Raw genomic sequence first — 21,455 nt, 5'->3', positions numbered from 1 at the left:
TCCTACTGCGCCTGAATTCTTAACTCAGCGCTACTACGCGCTCGGTGGCCAAGTAAACTGTTTAAATCGCTCGACTTTGGCTTTACCAATTTAAACATTGGCAAATACAACTCAAAGTTAGCTAAGATCTGCTCAGCTCGAGTTGAGCTCGTTAAATCTAGATGCTCTGCAATTAAACCGCGTAAATGTTCTTGGTGCGATGCAAGCGCTTTGAGGTCTACCAGCTCGACCAACTCAGGGTTGATCCGCTTATCAAAATCACTCTCTTCATCAAGTACATAGGCAAAACCACCGGTCATGCCTGCGCCAAAGTTAACGCCAACTTGACCAAGCACACACACCACGCCTCCCGTCATGTATTCGCAACCATTATCACCAAGCCCTTCAACAACCGCTTGTACACCCGAGTTACGCACAGCAAAGCGCTCCCCAGCTCGACCTGCCGCAAACAACTTGCCGCCGGTCGCGCCATATAAACAGGTGTTACCAATGATAGCCGCCTGATGAGAAGCAAAGCTTGAGCCGACAGGAGGACGCACGACTAGCTTTCCACCAGCCATCCCTTTACCAACATAATCGTTAGCATCACCGACTAATGTCATTTCAAGGCCACCTGCGTTCCACACCCCAAAAGATTGCCCTGCTGTACCATGTAACTCAAGTGCGATTGGATCCGCTGCCATACCTTGGTTACCATGCTTGCTCGCGATATAACCAGACAACATTGCACCGATAGAGCGATCCGTATTGGATATACGGCTCACCAGCGAGATACCGGTCATTTCGTCGATTGCCGTCTTCGCTTTCGCAAGTAAGCTTTCGTTCAACGCACCACTGTAATGTGACGGATTAGTATGGGTGCAATACAGCGCTTCATTTGACGGATTGTTCGGCTTCGCTAGAAGCGGACTTAAGTCGAGCTTTTTCTGCTTCGCAGTATTACCTTCAATGGCTTCAAGTAAATCCGTTCTACCAATCAAATCGGTGAGTTTTGTGACTCCCAAAGCCGCCATCAGTTCACGAGCCTCTTGTGCAATAAACTTAAAGTAGTTCATCGCCATTTCTGGCAATCCGTGATAATGCTTTTGACGCAACGTATCATCTTGTGTAGCAACACCTGTTGCACAGTTATTAAGGTGACAGATCCGCAGGTATTTACAGCCAAGCGCCACCATAGGGCCGGTACCAAAACCAAAGCTCTCAGCACCCAAAATTGCTGCTTTAATAATATCTAATCCGGTCTTTAAGCCGCCATCTGTTTGCAACCTAATGCGGTGGCGTAGACCATTTTCAACTAACGCCTGTTGCGTTTCAGCAAGGCCAAGCTCCCATGGGCTACCTGCATACTTTACCGATGTCAGCGGACTCGCCCCAGTACCACCGTCATAACCGGCAATGGTAATGAGATCGGCATACGCTTTAGCAACACCAGTCGCAATCGTGCCGACACCGGGTTCTGAAACCAGTTTGACCGAGATCATCGCTTCAGGGTTGACCTGTTTGAGGTCAAAAATAAGCTGAGCTAAGTCTTCAATCGAATAAATATCGTGATGAGGCGGCGGCGAAATCAAAGTAACACCAGGAACCGAATAGCGTAGCTTCGCGATATAAGGGGTGACTTTTTCACCTGGAAGCTGACCACCCTCGCCCGGCTTTGCCCCTTGCGCAACTTTGATTTGAATAACGTCAGCTGAACGCAAATAATGTGGTGTCACACCGAATCGGCCAGAAGCAACTTGCTTAATACGCGAATTCTTTTCTGTACCGAAACGTAGCTTATCCTCACCACCCTCACCAGAGTTAGAGCAACCGCCGAGGCGATTCATCGCAATCGCTAACGCCTCATGCGCCTCCGGTGATAAAGCCCCGATACTCATTGCGGCTGAGTCAAAACGTTTGTATAGCTCAGTCGCAGGCTCAACGTCGTTGATGTCGATTGCTTGTTGCGCCGTATTAAGCTTAAGCATATCTCGCAAATTCGTAATTGGACGGTTATTTACCAGCTCCGCATATTTAACGTAGTCTTGATAGCTACCCGAACGAACTGCGGTCTGCAAAGTTTGCACGACATCAGGGTTATACGCATGGTATTCACCACCATGCACATACTTTAATAATCCACCGTGTGATAGTAGTTTACGCTTGCTAAATGCCAATTTATTGAGTTGTTGTTGCTCCAAGGCAAAGTCGTCAAAACACGCACCTTTAATACGGTTTGCAACGCCTTTGAAGCACAATTCAACCACCTCATCGGATAAACCGACGGCTTCAAACAACATCGAACAACGATAGGAAGCAATGGTGCTGATCCCCATCTTCGACATGATCTTGTATAAACCTTTGTTAATCGCGCCGCGATAAGACAGAGTCACCTCGCGGTAAGACTTTTTAATGATCTTCTTATCACACATTGCCACAAGGGTTTCGTAGGCTAAATAAGGATAAATCGCTGTTGCGCCAAAACCTAACAGAACAGCAAACTGGTGCGGATCTCTCACGCTACCTGTTTCAACCAAAATATTGGTATCGCAGCGCAGGTTGCCATCCACTAGTCGCCTTTGTACTGCCCCCACGGCCATCGCCGCTGGGATAACTTGTTTACCTGCAGCAATTTCTCGGTCACTGAGCACTAACATCACGCACCCGGAGCCTGCTTTTGCAACAGCCTCATCACAAATACGCTTGATTGCATCTTGCAAAGACTCTTCAATCTCGTAAATCAATGAAATTTTACACGCACAGTAATGGTCGTCATCGGCGGTTAATAGCTGCTGCATATCAGAATAAGTCAGTACCGGCGAGGCAAACTGCAACCGTTTAGCATGACCTGTGGTTTCGTTGAAAACGTTTTGCTCGCGACCAATACAAGTCGCCAGTGACATTACATGATTTTCTCGTAACGGATCGATTGGCGGGTTCGTGACCTGAGCAAACTTCTGGCGGAAGTAGTCAAATATCGAACGGTGTCCTTCAGATAGCACTGCAAATGGCGTATCGTCACCCATTGAACCAGTTGCTTCTTGGCCATTTTCACCCATCACGCGAATAACTTGGTCGAGCTCTTCGTTGGTATAACCAAACTGCTTCTGATAGGTCAACAAGGTTTCATCGTCAAGATCGCGCTTGCCAGCCGCTTTTTCATCTAGTGCTTCAAATGGCGTTAAACGCTTAACGTTTTGCTCAAGCCAAGTTTTGTATGGATGTCTGGATTTCAAATCTTGATCGATTTCATCGGACTGCCAAATCTTGCCATGTAAAGTATCAACCACCAGTAATTCACCTGGACCCACGCGACCTTTTTCAATAACTTCATCTGGCGCGTAATCCCAAATGCCCACTTCCGAGGCAAGCGTAATAAAGCCGTCTTGTGTGATCACATAACGGGCAGGACGAAGACCGTTACGGTCCAAATTACAGGCAGCAAAGCGCCCATCAGACATCACGATGCCAGCAGGGCCATCCCACGGTTCCATATGCATGGAGTTAAAGTCATAGAATGCACGTAAGTCTTCATCCATGGCTCGGTTTTTCTGCCATGCAGGTGGCACTAACATACGCATAGCGCGGAATAAGTCCATGCCACCAGCTAAAAATAGCTCTAGCATGTTATCTAAACTAGACGAGTCAGAACCCGTTTCATTGACAAACGGAGCCGCATTTTGCAAGTCTGGTAATAAAGGTGACGCAAACTTGTAAGCACGTGCCCTCGCCCACTGACGGTTACCTTCAATAGTATTGATTTCACCATTGTGAGCTAAATAACGGAATGGCTGCGCCAACGGCCATCGAGGCTGTGTATTGGTTGAAAAGCGTTGATGGAATACACAAATCGCACTGGTCATCCGCATATCAGCAAGATCCGTATAAAAATTCGGTAGATCCGCTGGCATCATTAAGCCTTTGTAGATAGTCACTAAACCGGACAAACTACAAATATAAAACTGCTCATCTTGCTCTAAACGCTTTTCAATGCGTCGTCTTGCTATATATAGACGACGCTCTAAATCTTTAGGACGCCACCCTTCAGGAGCACCGACAAAAACCTGTTTAAACTGCGGTAATTGTGCTTTAGCGATAGGGCCAAGCATAGATGGATCGGTGGGTACTTCACGCCAACCAATGAGCGTCAGTGTTTCTTTTTCTAATTCTTCACTGATCACTTTCTCAGCCGCAGCTGCAAGCTCATGGTCCTGATTTAAAAATAGCATACCTACCGCATAGTTTTTGCCTACATGCCAATCGTTTTCAGCTGCGACGGCACGGAAAAAACTATCCGGTTTTTGTAATAACAGTCCGCAACCATCACCGGTTTTGCCATCTGCAGAAATACCACCTCGGTGCTGCATGCGGTCCAAACCTGTGATTGCTGTACGGATCAGTTTGTGACTTGGCTGACCGCTTACATGCGCAATCAAGCCAAATCCACAGTTATCTTTTTCTAATTTTGAGTCGTATAACATAGACTCCTCCCCTTGCTACAACGGCCAGCCCATGACGGTACGACGAAATGCTGGCAGATATTCAAAATTAGCCTTGATTGAAAGTAGAGTCAACACAAATATGAATACATATTCACAAACTTGAATATTTCTCATTGGTAAGACAAGTTAGCCAAAATCGTAATAAATTTGCCACTTTGAAAATAGTGAATATAAATTTGTAAAATGACACCGGTATCACATCAATAAAAATGCAACGAGACATAACCAATAGCAAACGTTTACGTAAACGTAAACCAAAGTAAAAGTGAATAATTATTCACTTTTTGGATTTTATAGAACTCAATACTGAAGCACGTTCTATTACACTGTTTATATAGGTATGCAAAACAGAGAGCGTTTTCAGCTTGACGCTAACGTCAACTTGAGTTGATAAAAATAAGTGAGTAGCTCTGAGTTAGATAAACGCGGATAGCGTTAATGAAAGTGTAAATATCTTAAATTCAATGAACTTGCAGGTTTTCAACCAAACATCAGACAAAAAGACTTGCTAAGAAAAGTAGGTAGGAAGATATTAGAAGATTTTTTAAAAAATAAAGCATGGCAGAGTATCGACTCTGCCATAAGCGGTTAGCTTATTCCGCTGCTGCTTCGTCTTTCTTATATTTAGCTGCTGTTTCAGCAATAAGAGGTTGAAGCTCACCCTTTTGGAACATCTCAATGATGATGTCACAACCACCGATTAACTCGCCTTCTACCCAAAGCTGAGGGAAAGTTGGCCAGTTCGCATAATGCGGTAGTTCAGCACGAATATCTGGATTTAATAAAATGTCAACATAAGCAAACTGCTCACCACACGCCATCAAAGCCTGAGATGCCTGCGAAGAGAAACCACAGTTAGGGAGTTTTGGCGACCCTTTCATATATAGGATGATTGGATTTTCTTCGATCTGCTGTTTAATCTTGTCAATAGTTTCCATTAGTTACCTCAAAATGACGTTTCGTCCAATGCTAATCAATATTTAGTTTAGCATCGGCGTTTTAGCTTGCTACTCACTTTAACAACACCTGTTGCATTCATAATGCCAAGCTTTAAGCAGCGGTAGAATCTCGGGATACATGGCTAAAATAAGCATGACCGCCTGTCATGATGTTCTACACTTTGACTGCTATTCGGCATATGTTCACAAAGAATGTGTATTATAAGTCATTAAGTCACTGGCACGCATTGCTGTTTGCCAAAACTTGAGTAAAATAGTCAGGAATTATAGTATCACTATATAGGCCAATGGTATAGAAAAGTGGGCTGATGTTAGCTACCTTTCGTATGCGTTATTGGCAAATCAACCAAAAAATGGAGATTAATATGGCATTTGAACTACCGTCACTACCTTATGCACTAAATGCTCTTGAGCCGCACGTTTCTCAAGAGACGCTAGAATTCCACCACGGTAAGCACCACAACACATACGTTGTAAAGCTTAACGGTCTTATCGAAGGTACTGACTTTGAAGGTAAATCACTAGAAGAGATCGTATGTAGCTCTGAAGGTGGTGTTTTCAACAATGCTGCTCAAATCTGGAACCACACTTTCTACTGGCACAGCCTTGCGCCAAATGCAGGTGGCGAACCAACAGGTAAAGTTGCTGAACTAATTAATGCAAAATGGGGCTCATTCGCAGCATTCCAAGAAGCTTTCAACGACAAAGCAGTTAACAACTTTGGCTCAAGCTGGACTTGGTTAGTACAACTAGCTGACGGCTCTCTAGATATCGTTAACACTTCAAATGCAGCGACTCCGCTGACTGAAGAAGGTGTTACCCCTATCATCACAGTTGACCTGTGGGAACACGCTTACTACATTGATTACCGTAATGTTCGTCCTGATTACCTTAAAGGTTTCTGGGCACTTGTTAACTGGGATTTCGCTAACAGCAACCTAGCTTAACATCAACTATCAGTATTGATGCAACAATGGGGCGCAAAAGCGCCCTTTTTCATGCCTGTAACTCAACATTAATACATAAAAAATCTAGTTTTTTTTGGGTATTCTTCATATCACGACTAAGCTTTAAGTAACCTTTCCAAATCTGTGATCCGCAAACCACACCAAGTAGCTTATTGGAGGTCGTTATGACAATATTTGAACATTATCAGGCCAGATATGAAGCCGCGCAAGAAGAAGAGTACACCATCGCGGAATTTCTTGAAATTTGTAAGAATGACAAATCAGCCTATGCCAGCGCACCTGAGCGACTTCTGATGGCAATAGGCGAACCAGAAATGATCGATACGTCGAAAGATGCCAGACTTAGCAGGCTGTTTTCGAATAGAGTAATAGCTCGATACCCTGCCTTCAATGAGTTTTACGGTATGGAGGATGCCATTGAACAAATCGTATCGTATCTCAAACATGCCGCACAGGGGCTCGAAGAGTGCAAACAAGTACTCTATTTACTCGGCCCGGTAGGTGGTGGTAAATCGTCTATCGCAGAAAAGCTCAAGTATTTGATGCAAAAGGTGCCGGTTTATTCTTTAAAAGGCTCACCCGTTAATGACCACCCGCTTTGCTTGTTTAGCCCACAAGAAGATGCCGACCTACTTGAAAAAGAGTACGGCATTCCTGGGCGCTATATTAAAACGATAATGTCTCCATGGGCAACTAAACGCTTACATGAGTACAATGGAGATATTACACAATTTAAGGTCGTAAAACGTTACCCTTCCATTCTTGATCAAGTTGCTATCGCGAAAACAGAGCCAGGGGATGAGAACAACCAAGATATCTCAGCGCTGGTGGGTAAAGTTGATATTCGTAAACTTGAGCATTTCGCTCAAAATGACCCTGATGCTTATGCGTATTCTGGCGCGCTATGTCTTGCGAACCAAGGTTTGATGGAATTTGTCGAGATGTTTAAAGCACCCATTAAGGTGCTACACCCGCTGCTAACTGCAACCCAAGAAGGCAATTACAATGGTACCGAGGGTATTTCCGCCCTACCATTTAGCGGCCTAATACTCGCTCACTCTAACGAGTCTGAATGGCAAACCTTTAAGAACAATAAAAACAACGAGGCATTTTTAGACCGTGTTTACATCGTCAAAGTGCCTTATTGTTTGCGCGTGTCTGAAGAAGTCAAAATTTACGAGAAGCTTATTGAAAATAGTGAGCTCAGAGAGGCTCCCTGTGCGCCTGGCACATTAGAAACTTTAGCGAAGTTTTCAGCCCTGTCTCGAATTAAGGAGCCAGAGAACTCCAGTATCTATTCAAAAATGCGGGTTTACGATGGTGAAAGCTTAAAAGACACAGATCCAAAAGCTAAATCCTATCAAGAATACAGAGATTATGCAGGCGTTGACGAAGGCATGAACGGCCTTTCAACTCGCTTTGCCTTTAAGATCCTCTCTCGTGTGTTTAACTTTGACCATAGTGAAGTCGCAGCAAACCCTGTTCATTTGTTCTATGTACTTGAGCAGCAAATTGAGCGCGAACAATTTAACGCTGAAGTACAAGAGCGCTACCTAAGCCATCTAAAAGGGTATCTAATCCCACAATATGTCGAATTTATCGGTAAAGAACTACAAACAGCTTACCTTGAGTCGTACTCTGAGTACGGCCAAAATATTTTCGACCGCTATGTTACCTATGCAGACTTTTGGATCCAAGATCAGGAATATCGTGACCCAGATACTGGTCAACTGTTTGATAGAGCCGCACTTAACGGCGAGCTGGAAAAGATTGAAAAGCCAGCCGGTATTTCCAATCCAAAAGATTTCCGTAACGAGATAGTCAACTTTGTTTTAAGAGCAAGAGCCCATCACAATGGTGACAATCCAGTATGGACCAGCTATGAAAAACTAAGAACGGTTATCGAGAAGAAAATGTTCTCTAATACCGAAGACTTACTCCCTGTAATTTCATTTAATGCAAAAACCTCTGCCGAAGATCAGAAGAAGCACGAGGACTTTGTCAATCGTATGGTTGATAAAGGCTATACCCAAAAACAAGTTCGCCTACTTTCAGAATGGTATTTAAGAGTTAGAAAGTCACAGTAACTTGTTAGTATGAAGAGGGTGTTATATGGCGCATTTTATTGACCGCCGTCTTAACGGCAAAAATAAGAGCACTCTGAACCGCCAACGTTTTATCCGCCGCTACAAGAAGCAGATAAAGAAAGCGGTTTCAGAGGCCATCAACAAACGTAGTGTGACTGATATCTCCAGTGGCGAAAGCATTTCTATCCCACAACGAGATATCAGCGAGCCCACTTTCCATCAGGGTAAAGGGGGAGACAGAGAGCTCATTCACCCAGGTAACGATCAATTTTCAACGGGCGATCGGATCCAGCGCCCTCCTTCTGGGCAAGGTGGTGGATCAGGTGATGGCGAGGCAAGTAACCAAGGTGAAGGGCAAGACGATTTTGTATTCTCTATTTCAAAAGACGAATACTTAGACCTATTGTTTGAAGACTTGGAGTTACCCAACTTACAACAAAGCCAGTTAGATAAATTAATGCAAATGAAAACGCATCGAGCTGGTTTTTGTAATGATGGTATGCCTAGCAACTTAGATATTGTACGCAGTTTAAAAGGCTCAATGGCACGCCGTATTGCGATGACCTCAAGTAAACGCCGAGAGTTAAGGGAGTTGGAAGAAGAGCTGGCGAATATGCTTGCTGAACCGGTTCCTCCTCAACAGAAAATCAATGATATAGAACTGCGGATCCAAGTGCTAAAAGAGCAAATAGCCGCGGTGCCTTTCATCGATAATTACGATTTACGCTTTCGTAATTACGAAAAGCGTCCACACCCCACCAGCAAAGCGGTTATGTTTTGCTTGATGGATGTGTCTGGCTCAATGGATCAAGCTACAAAAGACATGGCAAAACGTTTTTATATTTTGCTCTATCAGTTCTTAACCCGCACTTATAAAGATATTGAGGTAGTCTATATCCGCCACCATACCCAAGCAAAAGAAGTAGACGAGCAAGAGTTTTTCTACTCGCAAGAGACTGGTGGCACAATTGTCTCAAGTGCGCTGAAATTAATGGATGAAATCATTCAAGAGCGTTATGCCCAAGGCGATTGGAATATTTACGCCGCACAAGCCTCTGACGGTGATAACTGGGCAGATGATTCTCCACAATGCACCCAGATACTCTCTAACAAACTACTTAAAATTGTCCGCTACTATGCGTATATAGAGATAACGACCCGTGCACACCAAAGTCTGTGGCGGGAGTATCAAGGAGTAGCCAACTCATTTGACAACTTTGCTATGCAGCACATTCGGGGTGTAGAAGATATTTATCCTATCTTTAGAGAATTGTTCAAGAAGAACAAAAATAAGCAAAGTGCGGCATAATTTTTGGGAGGTTGCGCGATGACATATCAGCCAATTGACGATGGTCCAGATTGGACCTTTGATTTACTTGATACTTATCATCAGGAAATTGCTCGTGTAGCCGAGCATTACAGACTTGACACTTACCCAAATCAAATTGAGGTGATCACAGCTGAGCAGATGATGGATGCCTACTCAAGTGTGGGCATGCCAATTGGTTATGCACATTGGTCGTACGGTAAAAAATTTATCCAGACTGAGCAAACCTACAAACGAGGTCAAATGGGTCTTGCCTACGAGATTGTGATTAACTCTAATCCTTGTATTGCGTACTTAATGGAAGAAAATACCATGCCTATGCAGGCACTGGTAATGGCGCATGCGTGCTATGGTCATAATTCTTTCTTCAAGGGTAACTATCTATTTAAAACCTGGACAGACGCATCATCTATCATTGATTACTTGGTATTTGCTAAAAATTATGTCGCCAAATGTGAAGAAAAGTACGGTATTGATGAGGTAGAAAACCTGATTGACTCTTGTCATGCGTTAATGAATTACGGGGTTGATCGATATAAAAGGCCGCAACGGATCTCTATGTTTGAAGAGCAAAAACGGCAAAAAGAACGGGAAGATTATTTGCAGTCCCAAGTTAATGAATTATGGCGAACCATTCCTAAAGGTGAAGATGAAGAAACCGACAACCGTGCTCGTTTCCCATCGGAACCTCAGGAAAATATACTGTATTTCATCGAGAAAAATGCCCCATTGTTGGAGTCTTGGCAACGCGAGATTATTCGTATTGTGCGTAAAGTATCACAGTACTTCTACCCGCAAAGACAAACTCAAGTCATGAATGAAGGCTGGGCTACATTTTGGCATTACACTATTTTGAACCACTTATATGACGAGGGAAAACTAAGTGATTCCTTTATGTTGGAGTTTTTACAAAGCCATACCAATGTTGTGTATCAACCGCCATACAATAGTAAATTTTATTCAGGGATAAACCCCTATGCGCTCGGCTTTAATATGATGGTCGATATTCGCCGTATATGCGAAAACCCAACGGAAGAAGACAAACAGTGGTTCCCGGAATTTGCGGGGAGCAACTGGCTAGATACACTGCATTTTGCGATGCAAAATTTTAAAGACGAGAGCTTTATCAGCCAATTTTTATCTCCAAAACTCATGCGCGACTTTAAGCTTTTTACGATTGTCGACAAACAAAAATCTCCGCACTTAGAAGTTGGCCCTATTCACGACGAAATGGGTTATCAACAACTTCGCAGTGCCCTTTCAGCGCAGTACAACTTGAGTAACCATGAGCCTAATATTCAAGTTTATGACGTCGATGTACGGGGAGATCGTTCACTTACGCTAAGGTATGTACCGCAAGGCGGGATCCCACTTGCCGCTTCAAAGCAAGAAGTGATAAAGCACCTCTACCGCTTATGGGGATTTAAAGTGAAACTTGAACAAGTAGATGAAAATGGCAATATTGAGCAGATAGCTCAATGCCCTGAAGAGGAAAGTGAATCGTAGCCCTGTAAGTGTAAATTAGGAGTAGGCAAACAGCTTGGGCTGCTATGTTTGCCTAGGCTCCTTTCTCATGCTCAGAAGCCTTAAATTAGCTCCTGCCTCTATTTATCATGCTGCTGTGAGGTGTATTGTTAAACTCAATACAGCAAACCAGAACAATACAAACAGCAGATTCTCCGCTATTCAAAGTGCCGGTTACTTAAAAAAATTGAAGCTAAGTGGATAAATCCATACTTCCCCATTATTGGCTTTCATCGCGGCAATGATGGCAAATATAATATTAAGAATAGCTAACACAACGAACCCTAAAATACCAACCGCGACAAAAACTAAAATACCGCAAATTATGGAATAGATGATTAAGCTAATTAACCAGTTAATAGTGGCTTTTCCGTGTTGGTCGATTGTTTCGCTTTTATCCTTATTGGTTGCCCACATAACCACCGGTAATACAAGCCCTAGTCCCGGAACAACAAAGCTCGCCAGTTGGCTCAAATGTAATAACATACAGTATGTATTTAGCGGCATCCCCCAGTATTCATCATTATCGTTCATTTTTCATTCCCTTTTATTGTTGTAAGTGATTACGCATTTCAAGCAAGTGTTTTATATTGACTGAAGTCTATGGAATTCTTCCTAAATGACTTAAAATCATTTAAGGAACTACTATTCACCTGCCTCATCTTAAAATAAATGGCTAAAGACCTCTAATTGAGAACTCAACTCCCCACTCCTCCATTAAAGCTAGATAAGCCATGATTTACAAGTCTTTTGATATCGAGAGCATGAGCGTAGACATAACAACTCTGGTTAACCGCTGTAGTTTAAAGACAAGGGTTATTCAATTTTCACCAAGTAAATAATGTCTATTCAGACTAAGTCTTTACCAATTTTGGGTATAGATTTAAGATGAACCATGAGACTCCAATCCAGACGTAAAACCAATGGATCAATACAAAACCAAATTTGTTGTTGTTTATCTGATTGCCGCAATAATTACTGCTGCATGTCTTTTAATGAATGGACCGATGCGTCTAGGCTTGCCTCTTGATAACACGGTAATAATGCGTATGGAGTTTATTGCCAAAAACTTAGTATTGTGGCAGTGGTCTTGGATAGCTTGGATGTTCTCTGCACTAGGTCTGTTAGTATTTAGTGTTATTTTAGCAGATGAGCTCAAAGCAGACTTTAGAAAGCATGTTGGCCTGCTATTAGTCGCATTGGGTGTGGCCCCAGATCTAATTGCTGAAGTGATTTATGCCTTTGTTTTACCAAAAGTAGTTCATTTAGCCATGGGCGAATCTGTATTTTTACTGTTTGAGCATATTGCAACCCATCTAACCGGTTACTTAGGTAATGGCCTTTATAATTTAGGAGGGCTTACGTTAACCTGTCTAGCCATGAAGCAAGGTATATTTAAAACATGGGTGTCAGTGTGGGGGATCACCGCTTGGATTTTAGGTTTATTGCTGTCTGTATCTATCGCTGCTGGTCAACTTAAAGCTGCTGAGATATTTACTGCATCAAGCATGACTCTTAGTACACTTTGGATGATTATCTTTGCACATCAAGTTTTGAGGCCTAGATGGAATACGCAATCTTAAAATTAGTGCACATAGGCGCCTTGATTTTTTGGCTCGGCCCAGCTCTTGGTGCTTGGTTTGTGTTAAAAGCAATAGAAAATGAAAATATAGGACCGGTGACCGCGAAGGTGGGTCATGTATTCTTTCTCATGGTCACACTGGAACATGTGGCATTTATAGTTCTCTTATTAACAGGCTTTTCTATGGCTTTTTTAGCTGGATGGTTTACATCTCCATGGCTCCAGCAAAAGCTACTGGTGGTCGGTCTCGTGATTATCCCATTAGAAATTGTCGATATTTTCTTGGGAAATTGGTTAGCAGCAAAGGCATCTAAAAGTGTCCACTTGGGCATTGCAAGCGCTCAGCAACGGCGTTGGTTAGCGCTCTATCACGGCCCTTTTACTAAACTTGCACTCTTAACCATACCGGTTTCAGTTGTTATTGTGATGTATTTAGCGGTAAGTAAGACGCCACTTTTACCACTTTAATTCGCAGAAATAACCGAACAATACGGCTGATTTGTCTAACAGACCGCTGTTCATTCCACACTGATACTAAAAAGTTAGTGGGGTAAAAATTATAAAGTGGCAATATGAATAGACCCGCATCGCGCTAAAGTCACCATATAAAGATAAATTTACTCGCTGGCCATGTCTTCAGAGTATACAGTTACCCGATTTCTTCCGCCCTCTTTAGAAACATACAAAGCGCTGTCCGCGGCTTCAATCCATTGCTCATGTTTTTCAAAAGACTCTTCGTACACGGCAACACCAAGGCTAACCGTAATCTTTATTTGTTGTTCATCGTAGTAAATAGATGAGTTTTCTATTAACGAGCGCAGTCTTTCGGCGAAAGTGATTGCACCCTTTACGTCTGTGTCGAGCAAAGTCACTGCAAACTCTTCACCGCCGTAGCGGCCTGCAGTGTCCGTTTCGCGTAGTGTTTTGCGTAGTAAGTCAGAGATATGGCGGATTGCCTCATCTCCACCACTGTGACCGTATTCGTCATTGATACGCTTAAAGTGGTCAATATCAAACATAAGCAATGCACTTTGGCCTTGATTACGTTTCAAGCGTTTAAACTCTTGCTTTAGGCTTTCTTCCCAAAAGCCGCGATTATGCAACTGCGTTAAACTGTCTGTTCGGCTAATTTTTTCTAATTGTTTATTCAACGACTCAAGCTCTAACTTGTTGATTGCTTCGTCGGTTACATCGTATATGATCACACAAATATGCCCTACATCCCCCGTCACTGTGGTCAATGGGATGAAAGTTGCATTCTGATACATATAATCCGCTTTGCCTGTGATAGGTCGATAATTTTTGAATCGGAAAATATACGGCTGCTGCTCCCAAATGGTAAACGACCGATTTTTTAGCACGAATACAGGCTCAGCTTTTGATCTAAACCATTGCTCATCAATACTTGGGAACAAATCAAAAATGTCTTTATCTTTAACCGCACTCGGTAACAAACCAGAATGATTTTCCATAAAACCATTCCATATACATACCTTGTAGTCGCGATCGAGTACCACCAAGCCAACATCTACGGTGTTAAACATATCCATTAACCAATGGATTTCATTCATATCAAAATCGGCTGCAGGCATAGTTAATCATCCAATAAGTAGGCTACTTTGTATTTTAATGTTTTAAGTGAGTCTTCTGTGAATAACAGCATAAGATCACAGTTAATGTTGTGATGCTCAATGCCATAGCTAATCTCTATAGCGAGCGTTCTTTGCCATCTCGCTTTGTTGGCTTTCACAAGCTCAGCAACATCACAATGTTGACCAAGCACCACAGGGTGGCCTTGACTGAAAGACATATCGAGCTGCTTAGATAGTCCCGTTAAAATTGCGCCAATCAAAATATTGCTAATATCCATTAAAAGCTCAAGCTCAACTTTGGTATTAAGATCGCCATGATAATTCATCAAAGACGCGATCTCTTTGAAACTAGAATCATTAAGCAGTAGCAGCGCTTCTCCGGAAACGCCGCCACCAATAAAACCTTGGCAAACGCCCGACGTAGTTGCGCTCGCATCAATCGCTTGCAGTGCCATATGCAGCTCGTTGACTTCGAGTACATTAACGTTTGGAATAGGTAATTCGACGAATACGTTTAGCAATCGCGCCAACAAATCACCCGCCTGCCCCATAGCAACGTTGGTAAGCTCTTGATAGATATCACGGATCTCAGGGTCTAGCTGCTCACCAAGTTTATGAACCAAGCTTTCTCTGATTGCTTTGTCTTTTATTCCATGATGCTCAATAATTTCAGCAAGTTTAGCAGCGTCGCAGGGCTTACGGATAAAATCAATAGCGCCGAGCTCTATCACTCGTTGGTGCGCATTAGGTTGAATGTCGCCAGAAACAACGACAGTAAGCACGGATAAATCTTGCTCGCTGATGGCTTGCAGTACTTCGTAGCCATCCATCTGCGGCATATTTAGATCAAGGAATAGAATCTCTGGAGAAAGTGCTTTGATTTGTTTAATACAGTCGAGTCCATTCTCTGCAAATTCTACTTTAATGTCCCAGTCGTCTGGCAATGAACGCGCCAGCTGCCGACGGGCAAGTTTTGAATCGTCACAAATTAGGACTAGTGTTGACATACAAGCTCTCTTTCTGTTTCCCATGCGTATCGGCACGATGTCGGGAAGTTTTAGTTATAATTATGAGATTAAAGCTTAAAATTGCGACATATGTTAATAAAATGACGCCATCTTGACAATCTAAATGTCACTTAAGCTTGGTTAGTTACTGTCAGTATAATACACTCAAATCAATTAAGTTAACTTCAAAAGGAATACTTTATGCTGAAAGCGTTAGTTTTAGCGAGTGGTCTGTTTAGTGCGATATCATTGGCTTATGATTTACCTGAAAACTCGGTAGATATGGGCAAGGTAAAAGCGCAAGGTAAAGCGGTGGTATTGCTTGGTAATGGTGTAAAGCAAGGTCAGGCTGCACCGGATTTTAAGGTTGCCGATGCTGACTTCAGCCCTGTTACCCTGAAAGACTTTGAAAGTCGTGCAATTTTAATTAGTGTCGTACCGAGCCTAGACACAGGTACTTGTAGCCTACAAACAAAACATTTTAATGAGAAAGTAGCAAGCCAATTTCCTGATGTTGCCATGTTGACGATTAGTGCGGACTTGCCGTTTGCGCAAAAGCGCTTCTGTAAAGCGGAAAATATCGATAAGGTTAAAACATTATCAGACGCCGTATGGCATTCTTTTGGTGAAAATTATGGTTTGTTGATTAAAGATATGGGCCTGCTCAGTCGCGCGATTTTTGTGCTAGATAAGGAACACAAAATTGTTTACAAGCAGCTGGTAGAAAATTTAGCAAAAGAGCCAAACTACGAAGAAGTCGTTGGCGCACTGAAGAGTCTATAGCCTCACCATATACTCTCATCAATAAACACAAAAAAGCCGGTCACTTAACAATGACCGGCTTTTTCAATTCGTTATACTAATTTATTACTTAATTAATTTTACTTTTGTAGATCTAGCATTAGCTTGTTAAGACGGCTTACAAAGCCCGCTGGATCTTTCAGGCTACCACGCTCTGCAAGCATTGCTTGGTCTAGTAGTACTTCTGCCCATTGTCCAAACTTGTCTTCGTCTTGTTCGTTATTCAAATGCTTAACCAATTGGTGCTCTGGGTTAAGTTCAAATACCGGCTTAGACTCAGGCACGGCTTGACCCACCTGCTCCATTAGCTTTTGCATTTGTGAGCTCATATCATGATCATCTGCGACCACACACGCTGGAGAATCTGTTAAGCGGTGCGTAAAGCGTACTTCTTTCACTTTATCGCCAAGTGCTGTTTTCACACGCTCAACTAGACCTTCAACTTCCTTCTCACTTTCTTCGTGTGCTTTCTTCGTTTCTTCATCATCCATATCACCCAAGTCAAGATCACCACGCGTGATTGACTGAAGTGGCTTCTCGTTGAATTCAGTGAGGTGGCTCATCATCCACTCATCAACGCGATCTGACAATAGTAAAACTTCAATACCTTTCTTACGGAAGATTTCAAGATGCGGAGAGCTCTTTGCTGCTTCAAAGCTATCAGCCACAACATAGTAAATCTTATCTTGGCCTTCTTTCATGCGCTCAATGTACTGCTCAAGCGATACGTTTTGCGTTTTCTCGTCAGTATGTGTAGAGCTAAAACGCAATAGTTTTGCAATAGCATCTTTGTTTGCGAAATCTTCAGCAGGACCTTCTTTGATCACATTACCAAACTCATTCCAGAATGCTTGGTAATCTTCTGGTTTGTTTTTGCCCATGCGCTCAAGCATTTTAAGTACACGAGATGTACAGCCTTTACGAATAGCTTGAGTGATCTTGTTGTCTTGTAGGATCTCACGAGATACGTTAAGCGGTAAATCGTTAGAATCTAGTAAGCCTTTAACAAAGCGCAGGTAGCTTGGCATAAACTGCTCGGCGTCATCCATGATGAACACGCGTTGTACATAAAGCTTAAGGCCAGCTTGACGCTCACGATTGTATAAATCGAAAGGTGCCTTTTTAGGGATATAAAGTAGGCTGGTGTATTCAGTTTTACCTTCTACTTTATTGTGTGCCCAAGTGAGTGGCTCTTCCCAATCATGACCAACATGCTTATAAAACTCTTTATATTCTTCGTCGCTGATCTCAGATTTATCGCGAGTCCAAAGTGCTGTGGCTTTGTTGATCGCTTCCCACTCGCCAGGTTGCGCTTCAATTTTCTCGCCATCTGGGCCTTCAGATTCAGGAACTGGGTCTTTATAAAGTTCAACAGGAATTGAAATGTGATCTGAGTATTTAGTCACAATACCGCGAAGGCGATAAGTTTCAAGGAACTCACTTTCTTCTTCACGAAGATGCAGTGTGATCTCTGTACCACGCTCTGCTTTTTCGATTTCAGCAATCGTGAAGTCGCCTTCACCTTGCGATTCCCATTCAACCGCTTCTGACTCACCCGCTTTACGCGTACGAACAGTTACTTTATCAGCAACAATGAATGCGGAATAGAAACCAACACCGAACTGACCAATCAGCTGTGAATCTTTCGCTTGGTCACCAGTTAGGTTTTTAAAGAAATCAGCTGTACCAGATTTTGCGATGGTACCTAATGAGCTGATCACTTCGTCACGCGTCATACCAATACCATTGTCAGAAATGGTGATGGTTTTTGCATCTTTGTTTACGCTTAAGCGGACACGTAGCTCTGCGTCACCTTCGTAAAGGTCACCATTTTGCAAAGCTAAATAACGTAGTTTGTCAGCCGCGTCTGAAGCGTTAGATACTAATTCGCGTAAAAAGATCTCTTTGTTTGAGTACAAAGAGTGGATCATTAGGTTTAATAATTGTTTGACTTCTGTTTGAAAGCCTAATGTTTCTTTTTGAGCTGCGGACATTGTTCTCTCCAATATAAGCAATTAATGCAGTGTTCTTTATCAATATGCTAGGTATATGGGGGAGGAGAAAAAACTTTCAAGAGACTGAACAAAATTTTTAACAAATCGCCCTATTTTTTAGATTCAATTGCTCCAAAAACAGGGCTTTTAGTAAGAAACGTTAAGATTAGAGCTTCTTGCGCCCGCTAAACGCATGCATTAACGTCATACCGTCTACCAGGTCAAGCTCACCGCCAACAGGCATGCCATGAGCAATACGCGACGCTTCAACTTGATATTTATGACATAACTCAGAAATATAGTGTGCCGTCGCCTCGCCTTCTACCGTTGGGTTTGTCGCTAAAATAACTTCGTTAATATTGCCAGCACTTAGCTTACGCTCAAGAACATCAAGGCCGATTTCATTAGGGCCAATTCCATCCAGAGGCGATAAATGCCCCATCAGCACAAAATACAAGCCATTAAATTGGCCCGTTTGCTCTATCGCCAAAACGTCCGTTGGTGATTCAACCACACAAAGCAGCCCTGTGTCTTGGCGCTTGATACTTTGACAAATATCACACACCTCAACCTCACTAAATGTTCGGCAGCTTGAGCAATGACCAATGGCTTGCATCGCATGCGTCAGGCTTTGTCCCAGCTGGCTGCCGCCCTCTCTGTCTCGCTCTAATAAATGAAAGGCAATACGCTGCGCAGACTTAGGTCCAATGCCAGGTAAACAACGCAGCGCTTCAATAAGCGCCGTTAAACTTGGTGATAATTGCATAAATTCGTTTCTTGTGGCCCATGCAGTGCAAAAAACACTGATAACAATGCCGAAATGATAAGGGATATTGTTGTTGATTTAAAGCTTGATCCTATTTCATACCCTTCTACTTATTTTACAGTTTGAAAATACATTCATCGCGAATTTCCCAACAATTCGACTCAAATGCTTGCAGCAAAAGCGTATTCACTCGACAATGGTTCCATTCCCGATAGTAAGTACAATAATACAACTGTCGGGCCCACTTCTCGAACCAAATAGAGACTACATAATGAAAAAAACGATAATAGCAAGTGCACTTACAGCCATCATGCTGACAGCTTGCTCTGAGCCACAAGTCACAACAAGTGAAACCAAACAAGCAGAAAATGCGGCAGTAGCAACAGGTAAAGCAGAACTAGGTAGTTTTGGTGTTGACCTCAGTGCACGCGATGAAAGTGTAAAACCAGGCGATGATTTCTTTATGTACGCCAGCGGCACTTGGTACAAAAACTACGAAATGCCAGCAGACAAAACGCGTTTTGGTGCATTCTCTGCGCTTGCTGAACGCAGTGAAGAACAAGTAAAAACCATTATCGAAGAAATTGCTAACGGCAAAAACCTAAACGCCGAAGAGCAGCTAATTGCTGATTTTTACAATGCTTATATGGATGTTGAAACCCTAAATAAGCTTGGCATTAAACCTATTCAACCACTACTTGCTGACATTGACGCCATTAACAACACTGACGGCCTCACCAAAGCATTTGGACAATCTTGGTTAACTGGCGTCAATGCGCCGATCGGCGGCGGTATGTGGTTTAACCGTCTAGACCCAAATAAATATGAGATGTCAATGGGTGCTGGCGGACTTGGACTACCAGACCGCTCTTACTATTTAGAAGAAGCTGAGCGTTTTGTTAAAACTCGCGAAGCATACGTTGCACATATTGCCGATATGCTTAAATTTGCGGGTAAAGACAAGCCGACTGAGCGCGCAGAAGCCATTCTTGCACTTGAAACTAAAATTGCTGAGGGCCACTGGCCACGTGAAAAACGCAGAAACCGCGACCTGACATTAAATCAAGTCAAACGTGACGAGCTAGCAACACTATACCCAGGCTTTAATTGGGATTTATATTTTGCTGAAACAGGCTACAAAGTGCCTCAGCTAAATATGTCTCAGCCAGAGCCGATTAAAGCGATGATTACGCTTATCAACTCTGAAGACTTGGCCGTTTGGAAAGACTACTTAACTTATCACGCAATTAGCGGCAATGCGTCGCTGTTGTCTGAAGATATCTTCAATACTAACTTTGAATTTTATGGCAAACATTTAAGTGGTCAGCAAGAGCCGCGTGCTCGTTGGAAACGTGCAATCAGCGAAATGTCTGGCACTACTTCGCTTGGATTTGCAATTGGTAAAGTTTACGTTGCCCGTTATTTCCCTGAGTCTTCTAAAAAACAAATGTCAGAATTGGTTGAAAACCTACGCACCGCGCTTGGTGAAAGGATTAAAAGCTTAGACTGGATGGGTGAAGAAACGAAAGTAAATGCTCAGGCAAAACTTGCCGCATTTACGCCTAAGATTGGCTACCCTGATAAATGGCAATCATTTGATGGGTTAACCTTAACCCGCGATAACTTAATGACGAATGTGAAAAACCTACGTGAGTTTTTCCGCAACGACAGCATCGCCAAAGAGCTTGAAAAAACCGACCGTAACCGCTGGGGTATGACACCGCAACGCGTAAACGCCTATTACAACAGCTCGTTTAATGAAATCGTTTTCCCTGCGGCAATTTTACAACCGCCATTCTTCGACCCTAATGCAGATCCTGCAGTAAACTACGGCGGTATTGGCGCAGTGATAGGCCACGAAATGGGCCACGGCTTTGACGACCAAGGCTCTAAATCAGATGCCAACGGGATTCAACGTAACTGGTGGACCGATGCCGACCGCGCTGCTTTCGAAGAAAAGGCAGACAAGCTCGCGGCACAATACAACAAATATGAGCCTATTGAAGGTAACTTCGTAAACGGTCGCAACAGCCTTGGCGAAAACATCGGTGACGTAGGCGGCCTTGCAATGGCTTACCATGCATATAAACTGAGCCTAAACGGCAAAGAAGCACCGGTGATTGATGGCTTGACTGGCGACCAACGTTTCTTCCTTGCTTGGGCACAAGTGTGGAAAGAAAAGCGTACTGAGCAAAGCATGCTAAACCAGCTACGCGCAGGTACACATGCACCGGGGCAATTTAGAGCGCTTGCGCCTCGCAACCATGATGCATGGTACAAAGCGTTTGACGTAAAACCGGGTGACAAACTTTACCTTGCACCAGAAGAACGCGTGCGTATTTGGTAATAACTTAAATCCCAAAGCAT

General features: G+C 43.1%; 15 protein-coding genes. 8 read left to right on the top strand and 7 right to left on the bottom strand.

The genetic code is table 11. The features are described 5' to 3' along the window. Positions 1-2: 2 nt before the first annotated feature. Both gltB and GSF04_RS11510 read right to left on the bottom strand, forming a co-directional pair. Complete coding sequence (gene gltB / locus GSF04_RS11515; protein WP_211859582.1) at positions 3-4,460, bottom strand: glutamate synthase large subunit; 4,458 nt, start codon at positions 4,458-4,460, stop codon at positions 3-5. A gap of 614 nt (positions 4,461-5,074) precedes the next feature. Next, entirely contained in the window at positions 5,075-5,419 is a 345-nt protein-coding gene (locus GSF04_RS11510) for a Grx4 family monothiol glutaredoxin (RefSeq protein WP_010375406.1), read from the bottom strand. Positions 5,420-5,805: 386 nt separating this feature from the next. On the opposite strand from GSF04_RS11510, the gene GSF04_RS11505 reads away from it, so the two are divergent. The 4 genes from GSF04_RS11505 (at position 5,806) to GSF04_RS11490 (ending at position 11,328) form a co-directional block, all read left to right on the top strand. Next, positions 5,806-6,387, top strand: coding sequence for a Fe-Mn family superoxide dismutase (locus GSF04_RS11505; RefSeq protein WP_010375405.1), 582 nt, complete (start codon positions 5,806-5,808; stop codon positions 6,385-6,387). A 185-nt stretch (positions 6,388-6,572) separates the two neighbouring features. Next, positions 6,573-8,495, top strand: coding sequence for a PrkA family serine protein kinase (locus GSF04_RS11500; protein WP_211859581.1), 1,923 nt, complete (start codon positions 6,573-6,575; stop codon positions 8,493-8,495). A gap of 25 nt (positions 8,496-8,520) precedes the next feature. Further along, entirely contained in the window at positions 8,521-9,804 is a 1,284-nt protein-coding gene (locus GSF04_RS11495) for a YeaH/YhbH family protein (protein WP_211859580.1), read from the top strand. 18 nt (positions 9,805-9,822) lie between these two features. Next, entirely contained in the window at positions 9,823-11,328 is a 1,506-nt protein-coding gene (locus GSF04_RS11490; protein WP_010606429.1) for a SpoVR family protein, read from the top strand. 192 nt (positions 11,329-11,520) lie between these two features. On the opposite strand, the gene GSF04_RS11485 is transcribed toward GSF04_RS11490, so the two are convergent. Then, on the bottom strand, positions 11,521-11,880 hold the full coding sequence (locus GSF04_RS11485) for a DUF4870 domain-containing protein (protein WP_211859579.1): 360 nt from the start codon (positions 11,878-11,880) through the stop codon (positions 11,521-11,523). 389 nt (positions 11,881-12,269) lie between these two features. Between GSF04_RS11485 and GSF04_RS11480 the strand changes: the two genes are divergently transcribed. Both GSF04_RS11480 and GSF04_RS11475 read left to right on the top strand, forming a co-directional pair. Continuing rightward, positions 12,270-12,929: a hypothetical protein gene (locus tag GSF04_RS11480; protein WP_211859578.1), complete on the top strand. Its 660-nt coding sequence runs from the start codon at positions 12,270-12,272 to the stop codon at positions 12,927-12,929. Next, a complete protein-coding gene (locus GSF04_RS11475) occupies positions 12,911-13,396 on the top strand; it encodes a DUF2269 family protein (RefSeq protein WP_211859577.1) in 486 nt (161 codons plus the stop codon). Before GSF04_RS11480 ends, GSF04_RS11475 begins: the two co-directional genes overlap by 19 nt. A 149-nt stretch (positions 13,397-13,545) precedes the next feature. Here the strand turns inward: GSF04_RS11475 and GSF04_RS11470 are convergent, their stop codons facing one another. Together GSF04_RS11470 and GSF04_RS11465 are read right to left on the bottom strand one after the other, a co-directional pair. Next, positions 13,546-14,520 (bottom strand): diguanylate cyclase, encoded by a 975-nt coding sequence (locus GSF04_RS11470; RefSeq protein WP_010375394.1) that lies wholly within the window; start codon positions 14,518-14,520, stop codon positions 13,546-13,548. Between the two features lie 2 nt (positions 14,521-14,522). Next, on the bottom strand, positions 14,523-15,527 hold the full coding sequence (locus tag GSF04_RS11465) for a response regulator (protein WP_010375391.1): 1,005 nt from the start codon (positions 15,525-15,527) through the stop codon (positions 14,523-14,525). 201 nt (positions 15,528-15,728) lie between these two features. Between GSF04_RS11465 and tpx the strand changes: the two genes are divergently transcribed. Then, entirely contained in the window at positions 15,729-16,310 is a 582-nt protein-coding gene (tpx, locus tag GSF04_RS11460) for a thiol peroxidase (RefSeq protein ID WP_017217995.1), read from the top strand. 98 nt (positions 16,311-16,408) lie between these two features. On the opposite strand, the gene htpG is transcribed toward tpx, so the two are convergent. Then, positions 16,409-18,322: a molecular chaperone HtpG gene (gene htpG / locus GSF04_RS11455; protein WP_017217996.1), complete on the bottom strand. Its 1,914-nt coding sequence runs from the start codon at positions 18,320-18,322 to the stop codon at positions 16,409-16,411. A 166-nt stretch (positions 18,323-18,488) separates the two neighbouring features. Next, on the bottom strand, positions 18,489-19,088 hold the full coding sequence (recR, locus tag GSF04_RS11450) for a recombination mediator RecR (RefSeq protein WP_010606421.1): 600 nt from the start codon (positions 19,086-19,088) through the stop codon (positions 18,489-18,491). A 271-nt stretch (positions 19,089-19,359) separates the two neighbouring features. Here recR and GSF04_RS11445 point away from each other — a divergent pair, with 271 nt between their 5' ends. Beyond that, complete coding sequence (locus GSF04_RS11445) at positions 19,360-21,435, top strand: M13 family metallopeptidase (protein WP_211859576.1); 2,076 nt, start codon at positions 19,360-19,362, stop codon at positions 21,433-21,435. Positions 21,436-21,455 lie beyond the last annotated feature (20 nt).

Origin of the sequence: Pseudoalteromonas sp. A22 (genome assembly GCF_018141345.1) — a bacterium.
Lineage (GTDB): Bacteria > Pseudomonadota > Gammaproteobacteria > Enterobacterales > Alteromonadaceae > Pseudoalteromonas > Pseudoalteromonas maricaloris.
This window is presented reverse-complemented; position numbering and strand designations above follow the sequence as displayed.